This window comes from Faecalimonas umbilicata, from assembly GCF_004346095.1.
Lineage (GTDB): Bacteria > Bacillota > Clostridia > Lachnospirales > Lachnospiraceae > Faecalimonas > Faecalimonas umbilicata.
Genome location: NZ_SLZV01000003.1, coordinates 141637 through 161241 on the forward strand (window position 1 = coordinate 141637; position 19605 = coordinate 161241).

The window sequence follows — 19605 nt, forward strand, 5'->3', positions numbered from 1 at the left end:
TTCCCAAAAAGCGACAGAAGGATACACCTGACCTGTGTATCTCCCTGCCGCTTTTTACTTTTTCTATGATGGAACTAATAGCTCAAACCAAATCCTGACCGATAGTAATTACCATCTTCATCGCAGTATGCGTAACTTCCGCCCTTCACGTTCGCCAAAATCTCCGGATCGATATATGCATCTTTGTCATATCCCGGAACATCATTTGGAGAAACACATACTTCCCGCATAACGCCATCCAGTTCCTTTTCTTCGATGCGGATCACCTCTGGAGAAGATACCATTGTCAGGCTCATCTTTCCAGTTGGATTGTACGCTCCGGAGAGAACATCCATCTGTGCTCCCAGCGCATTCTCCATCGCCACCGGACTGACCGTATACTGGAACGTGAGTCCGTCAACATATGGTTCTAACTTATCAAGGATCCACGGATTACATACTACGCAGGTGGCAATTACTTTTCCTCCATTTTGATGAACCATTTCTGCAAGCTTCGGAATCTCTGATACCCCTTTCAATGTCGTGATCGGAACCATCTTTCCAGTTTTCTTCTGGCTTTGGTTGACTTCCCTTTCCTCAAACAATTCTTCATCTACCATCTCGATCACCGGCATTGCATACTGGCGAAAGACCATTCCGTTGCTGATCGGCCACACGTGCAGATATGCATAATCAGCTTCTTTTGGATCATCTACCACGCAGAATCCTCTCTCTGTGAACAACTCCTTCAGTCGCGCTGCAAATGCTTCTTCATCTCCCTTTCCTCCTACGGCAGCGCCCATGGCCTGCGCAAGAGCTGCTCCCGGATCCACTCCTTTGAAGCATGCAATGTAAACTTTTTTGCCTTGTTCCATCGGAAGTACGTTTGCATGATTTTTTGCCAGAACGACCGCCTTCTGATTCGCCTTATATGCCGCCTGTTTCGCATCGTGCAGATTCTCCTCCCGAACCTTGTCTGCATGATCCGGATCCAGATATGGATTGTCCACCCGTCCTACGCGGAACAGACTAAGTAATCTGTGATAATTAGCGCGATCTAACTCTTCTTTTGCCAGATAGCCTTCTTCCACTGCCTTTACGATATTTTCAGAATCTGAATTTCCTCCGATTACATCTGTCCCCGCAGAAATCGCCTTCGCATACCGCTGCGGTACTGTAAGTTCTTCCACCCCGTATGTTTGTACCGTCGTAATTCCTGAATCTGAGTTTACATACCCTTCAAATCCCATTGTCTCGCGGGCAAGATCTGTGATCAGTTCTTTGCTGTAAGTAGAACCAACCGTCTCACGCGAAGTCAGTCTTCCGCGATAATACTGCTCTTTGCTGCGGCTATCTGCACAGATTCTGGAATAATCCGGCATGATTGCCGATGCTTTCAGATCAAAAGCAGCCTGAAATGGCGGCAGGTGATATTTTTCCATCGATCCCTCCGTCGGATAAAGTCTCCACTGACCGATCGGCATATGTGGCTCAAATCCATTCTCTGCCGGCCCATCTCCCGGGAAATGCTTCACCGTGATCACGACAGACCCTTCGTTGAGGCCATCTTCTCCGTTCTGATATCCACGAACCAATTCTTTGATGATTCCGCAAGTGATATCCGTACGTTCCCCGTATGTCCCACTATTGCGAGGCCATCTTGGATCTGTCGCCACATCTACCTGAGGACCATACATAATATTTTGCCCTGCTGCCTTCATCATCTTGCGATCCGTATCCGCCATCTCATATACAAGATCAAAATTACCATCTCCCATCACGGCTGCACCGATTCCGAGGAAATCCGGATAACCGATGTTGATTGGATTCGTATGCAGCGAATACGGAATCGCCACGCCATCCTGACATGCCTCATACTCCAGCATCTGTGTCCCTAAATTGTGGTAAAGTGCACTCATACCCGCTTCTGCGCGCATATCGCCCCTGTACACTCCGCCCGTCAGTTTCCGTTCCAGTACGTCGGCATCACTGACATTCATCGTGACACCAGGAAGAAACGAAGGTCCCTCTTTCTCTTCTGGATCAAACCGCTTGAAAATCTTCGATGGGATGATCTCTCCCTTATCATCTTTTGCCTCCTCGCGCGTCATCACCATCGGGGAATTCCACAGTGTATTCAGCACCAGACCTGCCTGCTGATCTAACCGCAAGTGCGCAACCATATCTTTGGCGCGTGTCTCATGATCCAGTCTCCAATCCTTGTACGGTGACAGTTCTCCAGAATTGTCCATATCTTTAAAAAACAATCCATCCTTCACAATCACCCCACATGTCGTCACACCGATTGTCGGTCCGTTTTCGTTTTCAAAAAATACTGGTTCCAGGTAAACATCATTGATCTGTTCTCCCTCTTCCAGCTGATATGGTGCAGGAATATACCCATCTTTCATTTCCTGTATTTCCTCTGCCGCTAATTTTCTTTTTATCATCCGCATGTTCTCCTTATCTATTTCTGCTAATTATTAATACAGAACTCTTTCATGATTATACCATAGCCTTTGCACAAAAATCTAGGGATCTTTTCGTCTCGGCGAAGGCTCATATCCCGCCTGGCGCAAAGCTGCCGCATTCAATCGCGCTTCCACCTGTTTCTGCTCTTCTTTACTTAACTGTTCCAAGTCGATCTCTTTATCATCCATCACAAGGATCTGTCTTACTTTCACTTTTCTTTTCTCTCCCCGCGTTTCTTTCCAAAAGATATGCAGCACAGCCTGTCCCGCATGCGAGGTTGTCTGTTATTTTTCTCTCTTTTTGCATATATAATCAAGAGAAGGAGTGATTGCACATGAAAATCGGCGCATTATATGTCCGTGTCAGCACACATAATCAGGATGAATTATCTCCCCATGCACAAATCCGGCTCGGGAAAGAATTTGCCCAAAAAAATAATATCACCATCCCGGAAGAATACATCTTTATGGAAAGCATCTCCGGAAGAAAAGCAGAAAAACGCTATGATTTCCAGCGGATGATTGGTCTTGCCAAGACAAAGCCTCGTCCCTTTTCTGTCATCATCGTCTGGAAGTATAGTCGTTTTGCCCGCAATCAGGAAGAATCCATCGTCTATAAATCATTGCTTCGCAGACAGTGCGGGATTGATGTCCTAAGTGTCTCTGAACCACTGGTAGACGGTCCTTTCGGCTCTCTGATTGAACGGATCATCGAGTGGATGGATGAATACTATTCCATCCGTCTCTCGGATGAAGTGAAGCGAGGAATGACCGAAAAAGCACTGCGCGGCGGATATCAGGCACGACCACCACTCGGGTATAAGATTACCGAGCGTGGAAAACCTCCGGTGATTGTCCCAGAGGAAGCTGCCATCATCCGGATCATCTTTCAGAAGTATGTGGAAGAATGTTGTGGATGCTTTGAAATTGCAAGATTTTTGAATCAACTCGGGTATAGAACTTCCCGGAAGGAACCTTTTGAGCGGAGATCGATCGAGTATATCCTGCAAAACCCAACCTACTGCGGCATGATCCGCTGGAATCGGACGACAAGCGAGACAAATGAAATCAAAGAGGAGAAAGACTGGATCATTGCCAACGGGCAGCACGAAGCGATCATCAGCAAAGAGTTGTTTGACCGCGCCCAGCAGCGCTTGCATTCTGCCCACATTCCAAAAGGCGCCCGCCCTTCCTCTACTTACCACCACTGGCTTGGTGGGCTCTTAAAATGTCCGGTATGCGGCCGCACTATGATCGCCAAAACGATGTATCGGAAATCCAATGGAGAAGCCTATTCCTATTTTGTTTGTTATGGTGTCATCAAGGGAAAATGTGCTGCCAAAAACAGTGTCAGTTCTCTTCTATTGGAACCCGTTGTCCTTCAAGCATTGCAGGATGTTTTCCACACAAAGGAAATCACTTATATGAAAAGGGAACCGACACGAAAACAAGAAATGGTTGATGAGCGAAAACTCTTATCCGAACAGTTAAAGCAACTGGAACAAAAAGAAAAGCGGATCAAGGCAGCCTATCAAAACGGCATTGATACTTTAGAAGAATACAAAGAAAATAAAGAAATCCTTAGAAATGAGCAGAAACAGCTGGAACTACTTCTCTGCAATTGTCAGCCTTCTTCGCCGGCAAATTTTCCCCAAAAAGAGCAAGCCTGCCAGAAGCTTCACACCATCTGCGATGTGCTTTTTTCCGAGACCTTTTCAGATTCACAGAAGAACGAGGTGCTCAGAAGTATCATCCAGAAAATGGTTTATGACAAACCGCAGGATGTCCTTACGATTTACTACCATCTCCCAGATTCGTAAAATACTGTGGCTGCCGGCTTTTCCAGTCGTTTGTATGTCGCTTCCATAAGGATGACCCAATGGGGATCGAAAGCGCTCGGAGACCAGGGCTATTCCCCAATCGAAATTCTCCGCTATTATTACGGTGACAATATGTATATCAATACCGCACAGGAGATTTCCGGCATCCCTTCTTCCTGGCCGGGATATGTGTTAGAAAACGGCTCTTCCGGCAATAAAGTGCGACAGATGCAGGAGGAATTAAATGTCATTGCAGGTGCTTATCCGGCCATTCCGAAGATCACCGTAGATGGCATCTATGGACCAGCCACCGCTGCATCTGTAAAAAAATTCCAATCGGTCTTCGGTCTTCCGGCAACAGGAACCGTAGACTATCGGACATGGTATAAAATCTCTGAGATTTATGTTGGTGTTTCCCGTATCGCAGAACTGGTGTAGCAATAGCAGAACTGGTCACGGAATTGTTCTGACTCCGTGATCAGCTTCGCTTCTCTGCGCGAAGACGCACCCCTTGTCCCATTCCCGGTTCCTTTCCATCCAGAACGTATTTCTTTAATGCTCTCTGCAAAGAAGTATGTTCTGGATATTCCTCTTTTTGTTCGCGAATTGCCCCAAACACCCGCTGTTCCGCCTGACGGAACGGATAGACAATCCCATAATTTTCAAATAGCCCCATAAATTTTATAATATTGGAATCTTCTCCTAACAGCTCCTTTAATTTCGGGGAAACCAGCCAGGACTCACAGACAAATGCCTCGAATGTTTCCTGGAAAAAATTCTCTGCCCGCTCGAAGGCGTCCAGGCATGTCTCTATATCTAACCTTCCATCTTCCGGTATATGTACATTTAAAACTTTTGTTCCTTCCGGTAAGGTATATTTCTCCGTCTCAATCGCTTTCTCCAGACGGATTGGTTCAAACTGAAGTCTGCCAAGCCGGAAGATCTTTAATTCCAGCGGAAGGCTCAGCCACTCACACTCAGTCAGTCCACAAATACCATACTTTTTTTTGCATTCCTCATTCCAAATCCGGAAATCAGAAAACGTATCAAAATAAACCTGGTCAGCAATTTCTTTCTCCTGAAAGGTTTCATATACTTCCACTGCCATGCGGATGTAAAGGACAAGTGCAAACACATGCCAGTTTTCTTCCTCTTTTAAGCGGGCAAAAAACCGCTTTTTGTCTTCTTGAAACGCTCTTTTGTAACTGGTATACACCGTATCCTCTATAGAGAACTGTTCTACCTGCTGTATGGATGCTTCATCCATTCCGATCTTTTCACAAAATTCTCGCATTGTCATCTATCTTTCCCTCTCTTTTCCGTATCTATTTTTTGATTGCCCCCTCTTCATCCAAATGCTACAATAAATCTGAACTTACAATTTTTATGCGAAAGGGGTGTTTCTTCTATGGAACATGCAGTCCATAACATTTCACCGATTTATAACAGTGACTCACAAATATTAATCTTAGGGAGTTTCCCTTCTGTCAAATCCCGGGAAGCACAGTTCTTCTATCATCATCCACAGAATCGCTTCTGGAAGCTGTTGGCAGCGCTTTCTCATGAGGATGTTCCGGTTACGATTGCAGACAAGAAAGCATTTCTTTTCAGGAACCATATTGCAGTATGGGATGTCATCGCCTCCTGCGAGATTGAAGGTTCCAGTGACAGCAGTATCCGTAATGTGATCCCAAATGACATCTCCAGAATTCTGCGGGATGCTCCGATCCGGCAGATCTACACAAACGGCGGTACTGCCTTTAAGCTTTACGAAAAATACTGTCTGCCTCTCACCAGACAAAAAGCGATCCGGCTCCCTTCTACCAGTCCTGCCAATGCGGCATATTCTCTGGAACGACTGATCTTAGAATGGTCTGTATACCTAAAAGAGACATTGGAATAATTAGTTCCAGTGTCTCTTTTTTCCTCCCAATATTCCTCAGCAGATCATCAATCTACCTTAGAGTACCCGTAGCTGTTTACAATTGCTTCCACCGGTCTTCCCTCTTTGCACATCGGACAATCATGAGGAGCATATGCCCGGTAATCCGGAACATCGCTGCTCGTAAAAATTGTATTAATCTTCATTCCTGCAATTTTTGTCACAGCGCTGAAAATAGAGCAGATTCCACAGACACTGCCTCCATAGTACAGCACGGACTCAATCGCTTTGGAAACGGTCTTCCCTGATGTCACTGAGGCAGCCAGTATCAATACCTGCTGATTTTTGATCATCCGCTGCTTGTTATCCCGGAACACGATCTGTCCTGCCTGATGAAATTCCGGCGTGATTACAGAAATATTATTTTTGCTGCTCATGGACATCGTTGTACTGTCCGACAAAATCTCTGCCAGAAATGTTCCAATTACTTCCGTCTCATCCAGACAGACGATCGTATCGACCATAGTTGTCGTCAAATATTCCTTTGCAAGTTCTTTCGCCGCTTCGCGGGCATTGTTGTGCCGTGTCTTCACTGTAGACATATCAATATAGGTATTGATGTGTGAATTTCCCGTCGCAAAATGTCCTTGCAGGATTTTGATACGCGCCTTTGGATTCTTAGATGAACGTAAATCTTTCAACTTTAATTCCATTGTGCTTCCCTCCCAAACACTATTTTGTCAGATTTCTTTTATCAATACTCTTATATTAGCACAATTTTTATATTCTTGCATCTAGAACTTTTTTACATTTTACTAAACTGCCGGATTTCTACACGATTCCCTGTGCATTCATTGCATCTACTACTTTCTCAAAGCCTGCAATATTGGCACCTGCCACATAATTTCCTTCCACACCGTATTTTTTCGCTGCGTCTGCCATATTGTGGCAAATGTTGACCATGATCCCTTTCAGCTTGCTGTCCACCTCTTCAAAGGTCCAGCTTAACCGCTCGCTATTCTGGGACATCTCAAGCGCAGATGTGGCAACTCCGCCTGCATTGGCTGCTTTTCCCGGTGCAAAAAGCACACCATTCTTCTGAAGATATTCGGTAGCTTCCATTGTCGTCGGCATGTTTGCTCCTTCGGCCACCGCAATACAGCCATTTGCTACAAGCATCTTTGCATCTTCCAGATGCAGTTCATTCTGTGTTGCACATGGAAGGGCGATATCAACCTTCACTGACCATACTCCGGTTCCTTCCTGATACTTCGCATTTGGGCGATATTTTGGATATTCCGTCAGACGCTCCCGCTTCACTTCTTTGATCTCTTTTAATGCTGCTACGTCAATTCCGTCTGGATCATACACCCATCCGGTAGAATCGCTGACCGTCACAACTTTTGCCCCGAGTTCCTGTGCTTTTTCTGTCGCATAGATCGCCACATTTCCCGCACCTGACACTGCTACAGTTTTCCCTGCAAGTTCGATTCCATTGAGTTTTAACATTTCCTCTGTCAAATATAACAGACCATATCCTGTTGCCTCTTTTCTTGCAAGAGATCCCCCGTAACTTAATCCTTTTCCAGTCAGCACGCCTTCATAGACACCACGGATTCTCTTGTATTGTCCAAACAGATACCCGATCTCTCTTGCTCCTGTTCCGATATCTCCGGCAGGTACATCGGTATCGGCTCCAATATATTTACATAATTCTGTCATAAAACTCTGGCAGAATGCCATCACTTCTCTATCTGATTTCCCTTTTGGATCAAAATCAGATCCGCCTTTTCCTCCGCCGATCGGAAGTCCGGTCAGAGAGTTTTTAAATACCTGCTCGAATCCTAAAAATTTGATGATCCCAAGGTTCACAGATGGATGCAGACGAAGTCCTCCTTTGTACGGTCCGATCGCGCTGTTGAACTGCACGCGGTATCCAGTGTTCACCTGTACCTGTCCTTTGTCATCTACCCACGGCACCCGGAATTTAAACTGTCTTTCCGGCTCTACCAATCTCTCGAGAAGGGCTTCTCTTCGGAACTTCTCTTCATTTGCTTCTACTACAATTCTGAGAGATTCCAGCACTTCCTTTACCGCCTGATGAAATTCCGGCTCCGCCGGGTTCTTTCTCACTACTAACTCAATGACTTCATCTACATATGACATCTTCATTACCTCCTCAGATATAAAATCAGCCGCACAGAAAAACTCCTGCGCGGCCTCATTGCCTTGTTTACTTTGACATTATAATGTTATGCTCTGTGAAAGTCAAGCAATTTTTCACTTTGACTTTCCTCTTCGTATTTATTTGAAGTATGCAACACCAGACTCGAAGATCTTCAGATCTTGCTCTCCGTAAATATTGACTGCAACCGATTTTCCTCTTCGTTCTGAGTGAGCCATCTTACCAATCACACGTCCATCCGGACTTGTGATTCCTTCGATCGCACAGTAAGAACCATTTGGATTCCATTCCTCATCCATTGTCACTGTGCCGTCAAGATCACAGTACTGTGTTGCCACCTGACCGTTTGCGAAAAGCTGTTTTAATACCTCTTCGGAAGCTACAAAGCGACCTTCTCCATGAGATGCCGGATTTGTGTAAACTCCGCCAAGTTCTGCCTGCTGCAGCCATGGTGATTTATTTGTTACGACTTTTGTGTATACCATCTTGGAAATATGGCGTCCGATCGTATTGTATGTCAATGTCGGAGAATTCTCTGTCTGTCCACAGATTGTTCCGTATGGAACCAGACCAAGTTTGATCAATGCCTGGAATCCGTTACAGATACCAAGTGCAAGTCCGTCACGCTCATGCAATAATTTTTCCACTGCTTCTTTTAACTTCGCATTCTGGAATGCTGTTGCAAAGAATTTTGCAGAACCATCCGGCTCATCTCCGGCGCTGAATCCACCTGGGAACATGATCATCTGTGACTGTGCGATCGCCTTCTCAAACTCTGCTACAGAGTCACGGATATCTTCTGCATTTAAGTTCTTGAATACTTTTGTGATCACCTTTGCCCCTGCACGCTCAAATGCCTTCTTACTGTCGTACTCACAGTTTGTACCTGGGAATACTGGAATGAAGACTGTAGGCTGTCCAATCTTATGTGTGCAGATATGGATATCACTTGTACGATACAGTCCGTTTTCGATCACTGCCTTTTCAGATGCCGGCTGCACATCGATGTTCTGCATCTTTTGCTTTTCTTCTGAAACAGTCGGGAATACGCTTTCCAAAGTTTCTTTCCATGCAGTCACTGCTTCATTCAAGCTAAGCTGCATCTCTCCATAGGAGATTGTGTCGTCTGCTGTCACTTCTCCAAGGAGTGTATAAGAAATAGAAAGTTCTTCAAGTCTTTCTGCCGGTACTTCTGCGATCAGATCCCCGAATGCCGGTGCAAACAGTTCACGCTTATCAATTGTTTCTTCCAGTTTTACACCCATGCCATTTCCAAATGCCATCTTACTTACCGCTGCTGCAATTCCGTGTCTGTCCAGCGCATAGGCAGAAACAATCTTACCACTGTGGATATCTTCCGCAAATTTTGCATACTGATCTTTTAAGCTTGCATATACTGGAAGTTCATAGTGATCCTGTTCCATCCGAAGCCATACTAACTTATTTCCTGCTTTCTTAAGCTCTGGTGTAATGATCTCATGATCATGTGCCACATCTACTGCAAAAGAAACTAATGTTGGAGGAACATCAATATCCTGGAACGTTCCGGACATACTGTCCTTTCCACCGATTGACGGTAGTCCCAGACCAAGCTGTACATCATATGCACCGAGCAACGCTGCAAACGGCTGGCTCCATCTCTTTGGATCTTCTGTCATTCTGCGGAAGTATTCCTGGAATGTAAGACGGATCTTACTGTAATCTCCACCATTTGCCACGATTTTTGCAACAGATTCTACTACTGCATAGACTGCTCCGTGATATGGGCTCCAAGTAGATAAATATGGATCAAATCCATAGCTCATCATTGTCACAGTATCACAAGTTCCTTCCTGCACCGGAAGTTTTGCAACCATACTCTGTGTCTCTGTCATCTGATATTTTCCACCGTGTGGCATAAAGACAGAACCTGCTCCGATGGAACCGTCAAACCGTTCTACAAGCCCTTTCTGCGAGCATACATTTAAATCTTTTAATGTTGCGATCCATTTTTCTTTGACATCTTTTACTTCTTCTCTTACGAAAAGGCTTCCCGCTCTGTCCGGAATTTCCACAGTAACTGCTGTTTCCTGGTGTGCTCCGTTTGTATCTAAGAATGCACGGGAAATATTGACAATCTCTTTTCCTCTCCAAGAAAGTACCAGACGCGGTTCCTCTGTCACAACTGCCACTTCCACGGCTTCCAGATTCTCTTCTTTCGCATATGCAAGGAACTGTGCCACATCTTTCGGATCTACGACAACTGCCATACGTTCCTGAGATTCTGAGATGGCAATCTCTGTTCCATCTAACCCTGCATATTTTTTCGGTACTTTATCTAAGTCTACCCGCAGACCATCTGCAAGTTCTCCGATCGCAACAGACACTCCGCCTGCTCCGAAGTCATTACACTTTTTGATCAGGCAGCTGACTTCCTCTCTGCGGAACAGTCTCTGAATCTTCCGTTCTGTCGGTGGATTTCCCTTCTGTACTTCTGCTCCACATGTCTCAATAGATTCTTCTGTATGTACTTTGGAAGAACCAGTCGCACCGCCGCATCCATCACGTCCGGTACGTCCACCGAGCAGTACAATGATATCGCCCGGATCAGATGTCTCACGGATCACCGCTCTTCTAGGTGCAGCTCCTAATACTGCTCCGATCTCCATACGCTTTGCAACATAGTTCGGATGGTAAATCTCTTTGACTGCTCCTGTGGCAAGTCCGATCTGATTTCCATAAGAGCTATATCCATGGGCAGCCTCTGTCACCAGTTTTTTCTGTGGAAGCTTTCCTTTCATCGTATCTTTCACAGATACGGTCGGATCTGCCGCACCTGTTACGCGCATTGCCTGATAAACATAAGTACGTCCTGAAAGCGGGTCACGGATTGCTCCGCCAAGACAAGTTGCAGCTCCTCCAAATGGTTCGATCTCTGTCGGATGATTGTGTGTCTCATTCTTGAAGTTGACAAGCCACTCCTCTTCCTTTCCATCTACGACCACCGGAACAACGATGCTGCACGCATTGATCTCATCGCTCTCTTCCTGATCATTTAATTTTCCTTCTTTTTTGAGTTTTCTCATTGCCATCAGGGCAAGATCCATCAGACATACAAATTTGTCCTCACGCCCTTTGAAAATCTCTGAGCGGTCTTCCAGATATCTCTCATAAGTCTTTACGAGAGGTTCTTTGTAATCTCCATCTTCAAATGTAACTTCTTTTAATTCTGTGGAGAACGTTGTATGGCGGCAGTGATCTGACCAGTATGTGTCTAACACACGAATCTCTGTCATCGTTGGATCTCTGTCTTCTTCCCCTTTAAAATATCCCTGAATATGAAGGAAATCTTTGAACGTCATTGCAAGCCCGAGAGAATCATATAACTCCTTTAATTCTGTCTCCGGCATCTCTTTGAACCCGTCAAAAATCTTCACATCTTCCGGTTCCTCAAACACTGTGACAAGTGTCTCCGGCTTGTCCATCCCTGTCTCTCTGGAATCGACTGGATTGATGCAGTGACTCTTGATCGCTTCAAATTCAGCATCTGTAATCTCTCCTTCGATCACATATGTTGTTGCCGTCTTGATCACCGGTGTCTCATCTTCTTTGATAAACTGTACACATTGTACTGCTGAATCGGCTCTCTGATCAAATTGTCCCGGAAGAAACTCTACGGAAAAAACTCTGCTTCCTTCCTTCATCGGGAATTCTTCTCTGTATAAAATATCTACCGGCGGCTCTGAGAAAATACCATTGCAGGCTGTCTCAAAAGTCTCGTCAGAAAGATTCTCAATATCATAGCGGTTCAGCACACGGATTCCTGTAATTGTCTGAATGCCAAGATAACTTTTTGCTTCGTGCTGTAATTCCTTTGCCTGCACAGCAAATTCCGGTCTCTTTTCTACATATACACGTTTTACACTACTCATAATATCCTCCATTTCGTCTGATACTTTCTTCTATTTGTATCCTACCACAATTCAAATCATTAGTATAATTAATATAACTTAATTTACTTATAAGAAATATTAATGCTATGATTTTTTCTTCGCTCTGCCCCGTCTCCAGAGTGCCCCGGCACCCCACAGAATTAACAGACTCCCTATGAAAATCACTCCGATCCGAATCACCATATCAAAGAAAAATCCTTCCGGCAGCATCCGGATCAGCAAATCCGTAGCCGGATCCAGCAGCCACAGATCATTGTTAAAAAAGATCTCGTGGAACAACACGAAATACTTATTGAAATCAATCGCGACCAACCCTCCAAACACTGCTGCCACCCCAAGGAACAGACCGACTGCCCATCCATACATCTGAGGTAAAATCTCTCTTAAATTTCCTTTCTGAAAAAGAATCAGCAAAACTGCTGCTGCGAAAATCACAAAGGCGACTCTGCGGATCTGTATCCCTCCGAGAAACAGTCCTTGTACATCTTCCATATGAAGCTTTTCCCGTTCATTAAAGAACATCCCTTCCTCTCCGGCGATCACAGTCTTTACTTCCAGATTTTTCCTGTCTCCTCTCAGATATGCCATCATCTCTTCAGTCACATCCATCACATCCTGCATCTCCATCTCCAGATCATCCAGTACTTGATACTTCTCATATTCCTTCTGGTACCATCCATAATCACTATAAATTGCAATTTCAAAACTTGTGATCAACATGACCACGATCATCGCCATTGCCGCCACCAGACCAAAAATTTTTTGCATTCTTCACCTCATCTCTCTGCCAGACATTATATCCTTCTCAAATATAGTTCCATGCTTTCTTCTTAAGTATACCAGTTTTTGGCATCGAATTCCAGAAAAACGGACTGTGCTGTTCTCTTCTTTCCACTACTTGTTTACTTTCTACAAAACTTCTGTTGACATTTTCCTAAAATCCTCTTATTCTTATAAATATAAAATACTTATAAGGAGAACTAATGATGGACATCAATTACGAATTATATAAAGTCTTCTACTATGTAGCAACGACTCTCAGCTTCTCAGAAGCTTCCAAGCAGCTCTTTATCTCCCAGTCGGCAGTGAGCCAGTCGATCAAAGCTTTGGAAAAAAAGCTGGATCAGACCCTTTTCATCCGGAGTACCAAACGAGTCCAGCTCACCCCGGAAGGTGAGATCCTGCTGCGCCATGTAGAACCAGCAATGAATTTGATCAAGCGCGGAGAATCCCAGCTGATGGATTCTGCCACAACCGGAGGACAGATCCGCATCGGCGCCAGTGATACGATCTGCCGCTATTTTCTTGTCCCTTATTTGAAGCGCTTCCACAAGGAATTTCCAAACGCACATATCAAGGTGACCAACCAGACTTCCATCAAATGTGTGGAACTGCTTGAGACCGGACAAGTCGATCTGATCGTGACCAACTATCCGAACAGCTATCTCAGCAGTCTGACTACAGTCAAAAAAATCAAAAACTTTAAAGATGTTTTTATTGCCAATGAATCTTTCAGTGAACTGAAAGGGCGGAAACTCTCCCTGAAAGAACTCCTCCAATACCCGATCCTAATGCTGGACCGCAAAAGTACGACAAGTGAGTTCCTGCACAGCCTGTTCCAGCAACACCAGCTGGATCTTGTACCGGAGATCGAGCTGAGCAGTAATGATCTGTTGATCGACCTTGCAAGCATCGGGCTTGGCATCGCTTTCATCCCGGACTATTGTATTCCGCACAAATCCGACAACCTTTTTATTGTAGAAACTGATGAAGAACTTCCGACAAGACAGCTTGTCATCGCGCACAATCATCACGTGCCTTCTTCCAAGGCAGCGCTGGAATTTCTCAATTACTTTACACCACTGGAAGAAGTCTAAGGCACTGGTCTCTTCCCAGAACCTGAAAGAGATATCGGTATCGTCTTATATATTTCTGCTCCTCATTTGGATTCCCAATCTACCATCCAAATGAGGAGTATTTTTTCTTTTTTCCATGTTCTCTTTACATTTCCTGATCCCAAAACTTCATCATACTTTTCTCTGCAGTCTTAAGTGTCCCGATTTCATAATCATCCCACTCTCTTGGGAACACCTCCTGATACTGCCTTTCTAAAAAGCGCTCATCCAACAGCAAAATAACACCTCTGTCCTCTGCCGTCCGTATGACACGCCCGGCTGCCTGCAACACTTTATTCATTCCCGGATAGAGATAGGCGTAAGAAAACCCGTTCTCCCCGTGCCGATCAAAATATTTCTTTAAAATTTCACGTTCATTGCACACTTGCGGAAGCCCTGTTCCAACTAGGAAAGCCCCGATCAGCCGTTCTTCTGTCAGATCAATTCCTTCAGAAAAGATTCCTCCCATCACGCAAAATCCAATCAGGCTTTCGCTCCGATCTTGATCAAATGCCTGGAGAAATGCCTCTCGCTTCTCTTCATCCATCGACTGTTCCTGGACAATGCAGATGACATCCTCCGTCTGATAACGCTGAAACTTCTCATATACCTCTTCCAGAAAACGATACGACGGAAAAAATGCAATGTAATTTCCTTTCTTCGCCTGAAGCGCAGCTGCAATATAGGACGCAAACCGCTCATACATCTGTCCTGTTCGTCTCGTATACTTTGTACTGACATCTGTCCCAACAAACAACTTCCGCCGTTCTTTTTGAAATGGCGATGACACATAGACCGCATAGTCTTCCTTTTCCACACTCAAAAGCTTCTTATAGTAGCGGATTGGAAGCATCGTTGCAGAAAAAAAGATAGTACTGTTTCCCCTAGATAAATACTCCTGAAGATTCACTGCCGGATTGACACAAAATAATTTTAGAAGAAAACTGTCGTCTGTTTCCAGCTCTGTATAAATGACATAGTGCTCATCCAAAATATCATAAATATTTAAGAATGCCCTCACATGAAAATACAACTCCAGTAACTGCTCCCTCACTTCCTCTGCCTCTGTTTCTTCCAAAAAACGCTCCAGTTCCGCCATCAAGTTCATGAGGCTGACTGCGATATGGCCCACCGAAGTGTATTCTCGATATGACTCGCATTCTCTCTTCAGCACAAGAAACTGTTGATTACATATTTCCAGTTTTCTCGTCAATTTCCGGTCCATTCCCTTCACCAGCCTTTTCGCTGTAAGAAATTCTTCTTTATAAAGGGCGGCGCTGTACATCTCTCTGGCACGTTCCACGAGATTGTGCGCCTCGTCAATCAAAAATAAGTAGTCTTCTTTTCCTCCCTCTGAAAAGAATCTTCTTAGATGGGCATTCGGATCAAACACGTAATTGTAATCACAGATAACGGCATCTACCCACAGCGCCACATCCAAAGACATCTCAAAGGGGCACACTTCATGTTTTCTCGCATATTCCTCTATATTTGATCTGCTCATATCGTCTGTCGCTGTCAGCAGATCAAAAACTGCATCATTTACCCTGTCGTAATGCCCTTTGGCATATGGACACGCTTCCGGATTGCACACCGCCTCTTCGCAGAAACAGATTTTCTCTTTCGCCGTCAACGTGATCACTTTATAGCGCAGCTTCTGCTTTTTCAGTGTCTGAAAGGCCTGCTCCGCTACTGTCCTTGTGATCGTCTTCGCTGTCAGATAAAAAAGCTTATCTCCCAACCCTTCTCCGACTGCTTTCACCGCCGGAAACACCGTCGCCATCGTCTTTCCGATCCCGGTAGGCGCCTGTATGAAAAGTTTCTTTTTCCTTAAAATAGTCCGATACACAGACATCGCAAGTTCCTTCTGCCCTTCCCGGTATGCATACGGAAACTGAATCTGTCGGATGGACTCTCTGGAAACTTTTCTCCACTCCATCTGAAATTTTGCCCACTTTTCATATCTTTTGATCACATCTTCCATCCAGGTTTTCAATTCTTCTATGGAAAACGTCTGCAAAAATCTCTTGATTTCCTCTGTCTCCATCTGACAATATGTCATTTGGATCCGGATCTCTTCCAGATGATTCTGTGATGCATACATATATGCATAACACTTAGCCTGCGCCAGATGCACTGCGACTGGTTCCTCGATATATTTTAACTCTCTGAGAACCCCTTTGATCTCATCAATGACAATCTCATCTTCCCGCTTAATAATTCCATCTGCCCTTCCTTCGAGACAAAGTGTGAATCCTTCGCACAAAACTTCCATCTTCAAAGGTACTTCTGCATGGTAATCCGATCCCATCTGTCTTTGGATCTTTCTGTGGATCCTTGCCCCAAGCTGCATCTGCTCTTTATCCGCTCCTGCCGTCCGCCGCTGATCGATATCTCCCTCTCTTAAAATAAACTCCACAAGATTCCGGACAGAAATCTTTACTGTCTCACTCATCCCTCTCTACCGCCTCTTTCTTATCCATGGACATTTTTATACAGGAATGGCGGCATACTCCTATCGGAATATCCCGCCACCTGTGAACTTTGATGTGATGTATTATGCAACACAAAATCTCTGAAGAACATCTTCAAATGCTGTATCTTTTCCGTAAAAGCGAACCGTCAATACTTGCGTCAAATCAAGGCTTAACACACCGAGAATCGACTTCGCATCTATAATTCTTCTATTATGAAATATATCGATATCAAAATCACATTTTTCTGCTGTTCTTACAAAGTCTCTCACATCTTCATTTGCTGATAATCTAATCTTCCATTTCTGTTCCATTACCAACACCCCTTTCCAATGGATTGTTTGTATAACACGGAACCCATTATGTCACCATTTTCTCAGAAAGTCAACTAGAAAACTCTCCAAAATTCGGGGAATCCGACCATTCTTCTTTACTAAACTCCACCAAATTTGTTCGAAAACGAAGCGGAAGATTTTGATTCTGTAATGCGCGGTTCTCCCTCTCTGCAACACTGATGCTCTGAACAAATCCTTTCCACAATGTCTCATAGTCCATCTCTTCTTCTGAAAATCCACCGGCAATATTCTGAGCACTCCCAGAATCTCCCTTCATGCACATATACTGCTGCAAAAAGTAATATCTTTTCCCCTTCTCGTGAATGAGAAACACTTCATGGGTCTTGTCATAAATGATCCAGTTTTCCTGTGGAAAGCGATCTGCAAAGTGTTCTGCAATACACGGAAGTACTGCATGCTTTGGCTCAATTTTTGCAAACAGTGTCTTATTCTTTAATTCCCGAAATCTCACAAAACCTTTGTAATGATGTGCTTCGTTTGCCACCTGCCGGTACATTCCAAAAACAGCTCTGACTGCCTCATTTCCCAAATGTTCCATCAACCGATCTTTCCTAGATAATTTCTTCGCCTCGAGCATTGCACGAAATACCATATCCGCCTTTCTTCTGTCCGCCGATAACAATGCATAAGAGATTTTCTCATAGACGTCCGCCCCAAGATTTTTTTGAATCATGCGGATAACAGCAAGTGCCTTTCTTTCCTCCGCCTTACAGAAAATATATTCGCAGAACAATCGTCTTTCAAAACTATCTCCCACTTCCAGCCCCGCCTCTTCCGCTGTCATTTTTCTCTTCCACACCTCATAGATGCCTGAAAAGATCCCGGTCAGGCTATCTTCACAAACGTAAATAGTTCTCATCCTGCCACCTTTTCCTTTAGTTCACTCTCATCCAAAACAGCTAAACATCCAAGACTTCCGTCCATCCGATTGATTTCCCGAAAATTTACATCATCAAACAATGATAACTGACGATAATTCATGTTTCTGACAGAATCCGGCAAGCTCTCTTTTGTCTGAAGAAGATTTCTTGTAATATAATCCTCTTCTATCCGTACCTGACCAAACATTTTGCCATTACAAGTCAGAAAATATAGCGCTCTTTTTAATACGACTCCCATTTTCTTTAAATCTTCAAAGGAAAGGCTGCCCATTCTCCTTGCTTTTACAATACGCTCCGCTGACTTGTAACCAATCCCCGGCACTCTAAGCAATGTAAAATAATCCGCCCGATTTACCTCTACCGGAAAATACTCTAAATGCTTCAGTGCCCAGTTACACTTCGGATCCAGTAAAACATTGAAATTCGGTTGTTGTTCATCTAACAGTTCTTCCGCCCGAAATCCATAATACCGCAAAAGCCAATCTGCCTGATAAAGACGATGCTCCCTCAAAAGAGGAGGCCCCTGCTCCCCCGCTGCCGGAAGGGCCTTATCTTCATTGACATGTACAAATGCAGAATAAAATACTCGCTTTAGATCAAACTTCTGGTACAGTGACTCTGCCACACGCATAATCTGAAAATCAGTCTCTGGTGTCGCACCAATAATCATCTGAGTGCTCTGTCCTGCCGGCACAAACTTTGGCGCGCTGCGGTATAGCTGAATCTCCTGCCGATTCTCTGACATCCCATTCTGTACTAACCGCATCGGTGTAAGTATATTTTTTCTGGATTTGTGTGGGGCAAGTTGCCTGAGCCCCTCTGCTGTCGGAAGCTCCAAATTGACACTCATACGATCTGCGAGGAATCCCGCACGGGCAATCAGGCGCTCATCTGCTCCGGGAATTGCCTTCACATGAATATATCCTTGAAAGCGGAATTCATTTCGCAATTTCCAGAGTGTGGTCACAATCTGCTCCATCGTCTCGTTGGGACTTTTCCAAATTCCCGAACTCAAAAACAATCCTTCAATATAATTTCTCCGGTAAAACTCCATCGTCAGCCGGCATACCTCCTCCGGGGTAAAGGAAGTCCTTTCTACATCATTGGATGCACGATTGATACAGTATTTGCAGTCATAGATACACTCATTCGTAAAAAGAATCTTCAGAAGTGAGATACATCTCCCATCCGCAGAAAAGCTGTGACAGATCCCTGCTTTTTCGCAGCTTCCGAGTCCGTTTCCATCACCCCTCCGACTCGTTCCGCTAGATGTGCATGCCACATCATACTTCGCCGCATCTGACAGAATACTCAGCTTCTCATATAGTGACTTCTGCCCACCAAAGAGTGCCGGAGCTGTCCCAAAAGTTCTTCCTATCGGCTGTGTGGTCATACTCCTTTGTATCTCTGATTTTCCTAGTATCAGTCCCTGCATCTGACTCTTCCTCTCCCTTCTTTTTCAAACATTTGTTCGGAACATCTGTTTGTTTTATCTTATCACAAGGAACATATGTTTGCAATACTTGTTTTGTTTTTTGCACAAAGAAACTGCGCAGCCTTTCTTTATCGAAAAGCGGCGCAGCTTCCTATGTAACTGTTCCTTGTCAACTACCCACGACCTAAAGGTCATGGGCTTGTAACTGTATCAGGTACTAAACTTCCCATGCCATACAGTAATAATGTCTTTACGATTAAGATTTTACGCAGTACACGAATTTCGTATTGCAACC

The 19605-nt window shown here is 44.5% G+C and carries 14 protein-coding genes and 1 pseudogene; 4 read left to right on the forward strand and 11 right to left on the reverse strand.

Annotated features, from left to right (window positions below; translation table 11 throughout):
- Positions 1–74: 74 nt before the first annotated feature.
- The gene (locus EDD74_RS02410) at positions 75–2429 is read right to left on the reverse strand and encodes a glycoside hydrolase family 3 N-terminal domain-containing protein (protein ID WP_116442079.1); all 2355 of its coding nucleotides are present in this window, start codon (positions 2427–2429) and stop codon (positions 75–77) included.
- 81 nt (positions 2430–2510) lie between these two features.
- Positions 2511–2663 (reverse strand): hypothetical protein, encoded by a 153-nt coding sequence (locus EDD74_RS14990; protein WP_165851609.1) that lies wholly within the window; start codon positions 2661–2663, stop codon positions 2511–2513.
- Between the two features lie 122 nt (positions 2664–2785).
- On the opposite strand from EDD74_RS14990, the gene EDD74_RS02415 reads away from it, so the two are divergent.
- A complete protein-coding gene (locus EDD74_RS02415) occupies positions 2786–4270 on the forward strand; it encodes a recombinase family protein (protein WP_116442078.1) in 1485 nt (494 codons plus the stop codon).
- A gap of 51 nt (positions 4271–4321) precedes the next feature.
- Positions 4322–4708: pseudogene (locus EDD74_RS02420) on the forward strand (peptidoglycan-binding domain-containing protein); the annotation flags it as partial.
- A 40-nt stretch (positions 4709–4748) separates the two neighbouring features.
- On the opposite strand, the gene EDD74_RS02425 reads toward EDD74_RS02420, so the two are convergent.
- Complete coding sequence (locus EDD74_RS02425; RefSeq protein WP_116442077.1) at positions 4749–5570, reverse strand: acyltransferase domain-containing protein; 822 nt, start codon at positions 5568–5570, stop codon at positions 4749–4751.
- 108 nt (positions 5571–5678) lie between these two features.
- On the opposite strand from EDD74_RS02425, the gene EDD74_RS02430 reads away from it, so the two are divergent.
- The gene (locus EDD74_RS02430) at positions 5679–6173 is read left to right on the forward strand and encodes a DNA-deoxyinosine glycosylase (protein WP_008975915.1); all 495 of its coding nucleotides are present in this window, start codon (positions 5679–5681) and stop codon (positions 6171–6173) included.
- 47 nt (positions 6174–6220) lie between these two features.
- Here the strand turns inward: EDD74_RS02430 and EDD74_RS02435 are convergent, their stop codons facing one another.
- The 4 genes from EDD74_RS02435 to EDD74_RS02450 form a co-directional block, all read right to left on the reverse strand.
- Positions 6221–6865: a type I phosphoribosyltransferase gene (locus tag EDD74_RS02435; protein ID WP_008975916.1), complete on the reverse strand. Its 645-nt coding sequence runs from the start codon at positions 6863–6865 to the stop codon at positions 6221–6223.
- A gap of 118 nt (positions 6866–6983) precedes the next feature.
- Complete coding sequence (gene gdhA / locus EDD74_RS02440; RefSeq protein ID WP_008975917.1) at positions 6984–8318, reverse strand: NADP-specific glutamate dehydrogenase; 1335 nt, start codon at positions 8316–8318, stop codon at positions 6984–6986.
- Positions 8319–8456: 138 nt separating this feature from the next.
- The gene (locus EDD74_RS02445) at positions 8457–12248 is read right to left on the reverse strand and encodes a phosphoribosylformylglycinamidine synthase (RefSeq protein WP_116442076.1); all 3792 of its coding nucleotides are present in this window, start codon (positions 12246–12248) and stop codon (positions 8457–8459) included.
- 105 nt (positions 12249–12353) lie between these two features.
- Positions 12354–13037 carry a TIGR01906 family membrane protein gene (locus EDD74_RS02450; RefSeq protein ID WP_008975919.1) on the reverse strand — a complete coding sequence of 228 codons (684 nt, stop codon included), beginning with the start codon at positions 13035–13037 and terminating at the stop codon, positions 12354–12356.
- A 218-nt stretch (positions 13038–13255) separates the two neighbouring features.
- On the opposite strand from EDD74_RS02450, the gene EDD74_RS02455 reads away from it, so the two are divergent.
- Positions 13256–14146 carry a LysR family transcriptional regulator gene (locus tag EDD74_RS02455; protein WP_174704855.1) on the forward strand — a complete coding sequence of 297 codons (891 nt, stop codon included), beginning with the start codon at positions 13256–13258 and terminating at the stop codon, positions 14144–14146.
- Positions 14147–14270: 124 nt separating this feature from the next.
- On the opposite strand, the gene EDD74_RS02460 is transcribed toward EDD74_RS02455, so the two are convergent.
- The 4 genes from EDD74_RS02460 to EDD74_RS02475 form a co-directional block, all read right to left on the reverse strand.
- The gene (locus EDD74_RS02460) at positions 14271–16619 is read right to left on the reverse strand and encodes an ATP-dependent DNA helicase (RefSeq protein WP_116442075.1); all 2349 of its coding nucleotides are present in this window, start codon (positions 16617–16619) and stop codon (positions 14271–14273) included.
- A gap of 102 nt (positions 16620–16721) precedes the next feature.
- Positions 16722–16952 carry an HPr family phosphocarrier protein gene (locus EDD74_RS02465; RefSeq protein WP_008975922.1) on the reverse strand — a complete coding sequence of 77 codons (231 nt, stop codon included), beginning with the start codon at positions 16950–16952 and terminating at the stop codon, positions 16722–16724.
- Between the two features lie 70 nt (positions 16953–17022).
- Positions 17023–17853 carry a TIGR03915 family putative DNA repair protein gene (locus EDD74_RS02470; RefSeq protein ID WP_116442074.1) on the reverse strand — a complete coding sequence of 277 codons (831 nt, stop codon included), beginning with the start codon at positions 17851–17853 and terminating at the stop codon, positions 17023–17025.
- The gene (locus tag EDD74_RS02475; RefSeq protein ID WP_116442073.1) at positions 17850–19310 is read right to left on the reverse strand and encodes a putative DNA modification/repair radical SAM protein; all 1461 of its coding nucleotides are present in this window, start codon (positions 19308–19310) and stop codon (positions 17850–17852) included. Before EDD74_RS02475 ends, EDD74_RS02470 begins: the two co-directional genes overlap by 4 nt.
- Between the last annotated feature and the right edge of the window lie 295 nt (positions 19311–19605).

Bases quoted from the DNA above. Each gene is read 5' to 3' on its own strand.
- EDD74_RS02410 (WP_116442079.1), bottom strand. From the start codon at position 2,429: ATGATAAAAAGAAAATTAGCGGCAGAGGAAATACAGGAAATGAAAGAT.
- EDD74_RS02415 (WP_116442078.1), top strand. From the start codon at position 2,786: ATGAAAATCGGCGCATTATATGTCCGTGTCAGCACACATAATCAGGAT.
- EDD74_RS02425 (WP_116442077.1), bottom strand. From the start codon at position 5,570: ATGACAATGCGAGAATTTTGTGAAAAGATCGGAATGGATGAAGCATCC.
- EDD74_RS02430 (WP_008975915.1), top strand. From the start codon at position 5,679: ATGGAACATGCAGTCCATAACATTTCACCGATTTATAACAGTGACTCA.
- EDD74_RS02435 (WP_008975916.1), bottom strand. From the start codon at position 6,865: ATGGAATTAAAGTTGAAAGATTTACGTTCATCTAAGAATCCAAAGGCG.
- gdhA (WP_008975917.1), bottom strand. From the start codon at position 8,318: ATGTCATATGTAGATGAAGTCATTGAGTTAGTAGTGAGAAAGAACCCG.
- EDD74_RS02445 (WP_116442076.1), bottom strand. From the start codon at position 12,248: ATGAGTAGTGTAAAACGTGTATATGTAGAAAAGAGACCGGAATTTGCT.
- EDD74_RS02450 (WP_008975919.1), bottom strand. From the start codon at position 13,037: ATGCAAAAAATTTTTGGTCTGGTGGCGGCAATGGCGATGATCGTGGTC.
- EDD74_RS02455 (WP_174704855.1), top strand. From the start codon at position 13,256: ATGGACATCAATTACGAATTATATAAAGTCTTCTACTATGTAGCAACG.
- EDD74_RS02460 (WP_116442075.1), bottom strand. From the start codon at position 16,619: ATGAGTGAGACAGTAAAGATTTCTGTCCGGAATCTTGTGGAGTTTATT.
- EDD74_RS02465 (WP_008975922.1), bottom strand. From the start codon at position 16,952: ATGGAACAGAAATGGAAGATTAGATTATCAGCAAATGAAGATGTGAGA.
- EDD74_RS02470 (WP_116442074.1), bottom strand. From the start codon at position 17,853: ATGAGAACTATTTACGTTTGTGAAGATAGCCTGACCGGGATCTTTTCA.
- EDD74_RS02475 (WP_116442073.1), bottom strand. From the start codon at position 19,310: ATGCAGGGACTGATACTAGGAAAATCAGAGATACAAAGGAGTATGACC.